General features: G+C 74.1%; 3 protein-coding genes. All 3 read left to right on the plus strand.

What is annotated here, in order from left to right:
• Window positions 1-323: 323 nt before the first annotated feature.
• Window positions 324-1,388, plus strand: a complete 1,065-nt coding sequence (locus tag OOZ19_RS29885; RefSeq protein ID WP_266093518.1) for an AAA family ATPase — start codon at window positions 324-326, stop codon at window positions 1,386-1,388.
• A 4-nt stretch (window positions 1,389-1,392) separates the two neighbouring features.
• The gene (locus OOZ19_RS29890) at window positions 1,393-2,652 is read left to right on the plus strand and encodes a DUF58 domain-containing protein (RefSeq protein ID WP_266093519.1); all 1,260 of its coding nucleotides are present in this window, start codon (window positions 1,393-1,395) and stop codon (window positions 2,650-2,652) included.
• On the plus strand, window positions 2,649-4,774 hold a 2,126-nt coding region (locus OOZ19_RS29895), incomplete at its 3' end, for a transglutaminase TgpA family protein (RefSeq protein ID WP_266093520.1). The genes OOZ19_RS29890 and OOZ19_RS29895, both read left to right, overlap by 4 nt.

A 4,774-nucleotide genomic window follows, 5' to 3' on the forward strand; every position in this document is an offset into this window, starting at 1 on the left:
CGCCGGGACCGGCGCGGACGTCGTGGCGTTCGAGGCCACCGGCCGGAAACGCCCTCCCGGAGGCCGCCGATCATGCCGGGGCGTGCTCCGAGCCGCCGCCCGGCGCCGCCGCGGGGTCCGCGGTGGGGGAAGGTGGGGAACGCCCCAGGGCACCGCCACCGGTACGACGGCCGCCTGCGGTTTGGCACACTGCAAAGGCACCTGAGCGCGCGATCGCCGACCACACGACCACACGACCGCCGATCGCCGGTCGACGGGCGCCGGCAACGACGTCAACGCGGACGCGGCGTACCGCTGCGCTCGGAGGAACACCTGGAGGTTGCGTGACGCCCAACATGCCCACGTCCGGCACTGCGTTCGCCGGTGGCGGGCACGCCGACGCCGTGACCCGCGGCAACGGCGGGCACGTGCGGGAGACCGAGCCCGCGACGATCGCCACGCTGCACGGCACCGTGCAGCGGATCGCGGCCAACGTCGAGCGGGTCCTCGTCGGCAAGCCCGAAGTGGTGCGGATCGCACTGGTGACGCTGCTCGCCGAAGGCCACCTCCTCGTGGAGGACGTGCCGGGCGTGGGCAAGACCTCGCTCGCCAAGGCGCTCGCCCGCTCCATCGACTGCACCGTGAACCGGATCCAGTTCACCCCGGACCTGCTGCCCAGCGACATCACCGGTGTCTCGCTCTACAACCGGCAGGCCGAGAGCTTCGAGTTCCGGCCCGGTCCGGTGTTCGCGAACATCGTCGTCGGCGACGAGATCAACCGCGCGTCCCCGAAGACCCAGTCCGCCCTGCTGGAATGCATGGAGGAGGACCAGGTCACGGTCGACGGCGAGACCTACGCGCTGGACGCGCCGTTCATGGTGATCGCCACCCAGAACCCGATCGAGATGGAAGGCACCTACGCGCTGCCCGAGGCGCAGCGCGACCGGTTCACCGCGCGGGTGTCCATCGGCTATCCCGATCAGCAGGCCGAACTGGCGATGGTCGACGAGCACACCGGCCGCGAGCCGATGGAGCAGCTGCGCCCGGTCGCCGACGCCGACCAGGTCCGCGCGCTGCTGCGCGCGGTGCGCGGGGTGCACGTGAGCACCGAGCTGCGCCGCTACGTGATCGACCTGGTCACCGCCACCCGCACCTTGCCGGAGTTGCGGCTCGGTGCCTCCCCCCGGTCCACCTTGCAGCTGGTGCGCGCGGCCCGCGCGCAGGCCGCGCTGTCGGGGCGGGACTACGTGATCCCGGACGACGTGCAGAACGTCGCGGTGCCGGTCCTGGCGCACCGGCTGGTGCTGACCAGCGAGGCACGGGCGACTCGTCGTTCCGCTTCCGACCTGGTGGGGTCGCTGCTGCGCCGGGTCGAGGTGCCGCGCGGCGACACCGGGCCCCGGCGGTAGGCCCGTGCTGTCCGGCCTGACCGTCCGGGGCCGCTGCCTGCTCGCCGCGGGCGTGGCCGCGGCGGTGTGCTCGCTCGTGCTCGACGAACGGGACCTCCTGCGGATCGCGGCGTTCGTCGTGGTGCTGCCGCTGCTGGCGCTGCTGCTGGCGGGCCGGGCGCGACACGGCGTGCGGGTCCGGCGGGAGGTGCTGCCGGGGCGGGTTCCGGTCGGCGGGAACGTCGCGGTGCGCCTGCACGTCACGGGCTCCGGCGGGGTGCCGGTCGGCGGGCTGCTGCTGGAGGACGGCGTGCCGCACGCGCTCGGCGGACGGCCTCGGTTCCGGCTGGACCACGTGCGCCGGTCGGGGGCGGTGCTGGAGTACCCGGCCAGCCCCGGGCTGCGCGGCATCCACCAGATCGGCCCGTTGCGCACCCGGATCGGCGATCCGTTCGGGCTCACCGAGTTCGAGCACGAACTGGCAGGCCGCAGCCGCCTGGTGGCGGTGCCGAAGGTGGTGCCGCTGGGCGGGTTGCCCGCCGGTTCCGGGCTCGGCACCGGGGAGGACGGTTCGACGCGGCTGCGGGCCGGGCACGGCGACGACGACACGATGGTCCGCGAGTACCGGCACGGCGACGACATCCGGCGCGTGCACTGGAAGAGCACCGCGAAGCGGGACGAGCTGATGGTGCGCGTCGAGGAGCGTCCGTGGCACGGCGGCGTGACGGTGCTGCTCGATCGGCGGTCGGCCGCGCACCGCGGGACGGGTGCGGCGGCGAGCCTGGAGTGGGCGGTGTCGGCTGCCGCCAGCATCTGCGCGCACCTGCACGCGAACGGCCAGCAGGTCCGGCTGGTCACGGAGGACGCCGCGACGCTCAGCGGTGGCCCCGGGCCGTTCGACGGCGGCCAGGACGATTCGGCGATGCTGGACGCGCTGGCGGCGGTGCGCCCGTCGGCGCAGCGCGACTTGGTGTGCCCGCAGGATCCGGGCAGCGGTCAGGAGCTGATCGCGGTGCTGGGCGCCACGACCACCGCCGGTGTGCAGGAGTTGACCCGGCTGCGCCCGGAGCGGGCGCGCAGCCTCGCGCTGCTGCTGGACGTGCGGACGTGGGCCGGTGATCCGGCCGATGGTTCGTTCGCGCCGCAGCGCACAGCGGAGCGGTTGCGCGCTTCCGGCTGGACCGTGGTCGTCGTCGACGGGCCGCGGTCGTCGCTGGCGGGCGCGTGGGGCAGGTTGTGCCAGACCGCATCGGCCGGCACCGCGGGTTCGGGGGCGATGTCGTGAGCACTCGGGTTCGTCCGGCGAGCACGACGGCCGTGTCGACGCTGGCCGCCGTGGTGGCGACGCTGACCGCGTCGACGGCGTTCACCGGGATCCTCGGCGACGGCCGCTGGATCGTCCCGGCGGTGCTGGCGGTCGTCGTGGTCGGTGGCACCGGTCTGCTGGGGCGCACGTTGCGCTGGTGGACGCCGCTGATCGTGCCCGCGCAGGCGGCTGTGCTGGCGATGCTGCTGTCGGCGCTGTTCACCGGGCAGGCGCTGCTGGGCTTCCTGCCGGGGCCGGGTGCGCTCGGCGAGCTGTCCGGGTTGCTCGGCCAGGCGATGACGGTGGCGCGGGAGGGCGTTCCGCCCGTTCCGGTGGAGCTTCCGCTGCAGGTGCTGATCTGCCTCGGCTTGGGCGTGGTCGCGCTGCTGGTCGACGTGATCGCGGTGAGCGGGGGTGTTCCCGCCGTCGCGGGGCTGGTGCTGCTGTGCGTGGTGGCGATCCCCGCGTCGCTCGCGCCGAACATGCTGCCGTGGTGGACGTTCGTGGCGGGCGCCGCCGGTTTCGCGTTGCTGCTGGCGTGCTCCGGCAGGCATCGCCATGGCAGCGGCGGCCGGGAGGAGCTGGGCCGCCGGGGGGTGGCGCTGGCCGCCGCGGCCGGGGTGGTCTCCCTGATCACGGGTGTCGTGTTCACCGGGGTGGGCACCGAGGGCCGGTTGCCGGGTGGCGCCGCCACGGGCTACGGCTCGGGCACCGGCGGGATCGGGTTGCGGCCGTTCACGTCGCTGCGCGGCCAGCTCGACCGGGACAGCCCGGTCGACCTGTTCCGGGTGAGCGGGTTGCCCGAGCCCACGTACCTGCGGGCGATGACGTTGCAGCACTTCGACCCGGGCCGCGGTTGGGAGCTCGGCACGCTCAACGCCGGGGTGGACGCCCGTGAGCCGCTGCCGTTGCCGACCGGCACGGACATGCTGGCGCAGGGCCCGTCGGCGACGGTGAACATCGATCCGGTCGGTTACCGCGATCCGTGGCTGCCGATCTTCGGCGTGCCGCGGTCCGTGGACGGGATGGGTGATCAGTGGCGCTACGACCCGGGCAGCGGCGTCGTGTTCACCCAGACCCGCCAGGAGAGCAGGCCGTACGTGGAGACGGTCACGTTGCCGTCTCCCACTCCGCAGCAGCTGCGCGAGGCGAACGGTCCGGCGGACGTCGCCCCCGAGTACTTGAACACTGACGGCGTTTCGCCGCGCATCGCGGAGCTGGCCCAGCGCCTCACCGCGGACGCGCCGACCGACTTCGACAAGGCCGTGGTGCTGCAGCGGTTCTTCACCGACCGCTCGAACGGTTTCCGGTACGACCTGAGCACCGGCCCGTCGACGAGCGGGAACGCCCTGGAGGACTTCCTGTTCCGCGGCAAGCGGGGATTCTGCGAGCAGTTCGCCTCGTCGATGGGCGTGCTGCTGCGTTCGGCGGGCGTGCCCGCTCGGGTCGCGGTCGGGTTCACTTCCGGCTACCGCGACGGCGACGAGCGCGTGATCAGCACGAACGACGCGCACGCCTGGGTGGAGGCGTACTTCCCGCAGTACGGCTGGGTCACGTTCGACCCGACTCCGCTGGCCGACGGCCGCACGGCGCTGCCGCAGTACTTGAACCCGCCCGCACCCGCTCCCGCTCCGGCCCCGGACGCGAGCCAGGAGCAGCAGCCGGCGGAGTCCACCGCCCCCCAGCCGGAGACTCCCGCCCCCGGTGACTCCGAGCAGGCCTCGGCTCCGGAGGCGCAGCGTCCGGGTTCCGGTGGCGTGTGGGTCGCGACCGGCCTCGTCCTGTTGGCGGCGCTGCTGCTGGTCATGGCCCCCGCGGCGCTGCGCGAGATCAGGCGCAGGCGGCGGCTGACCGCGATCCACGCGGGTGCGCCCGGCGCCGCGGGCTTGGCCTGGCGCGAGCTGCTGGACGAGTTCACCGACCGCGGCGGCGCCCCCGCCGACACTTCCGCGACGGTGCGCTCCACCGCGGCCTCCATCATCGGTGCCCACGACCTGGACGACACCGCCGCCCGAGCGGTCCACGACCTGGTCACCGCAGTGGAACGAGAGTGGTACGCCCCCGCGGACCACCCCACGACCACCACCGCACCGTCCCCCGC

The organism is Saccharopolyspora sp. NFXS83, from assembly GCF_026241095.1.
GTDB lineage: Bacteria > Actinomycetota > Actinomycetes > Mycobacteriales > Pseudonocardiaceae > Saccharopolyspora_C.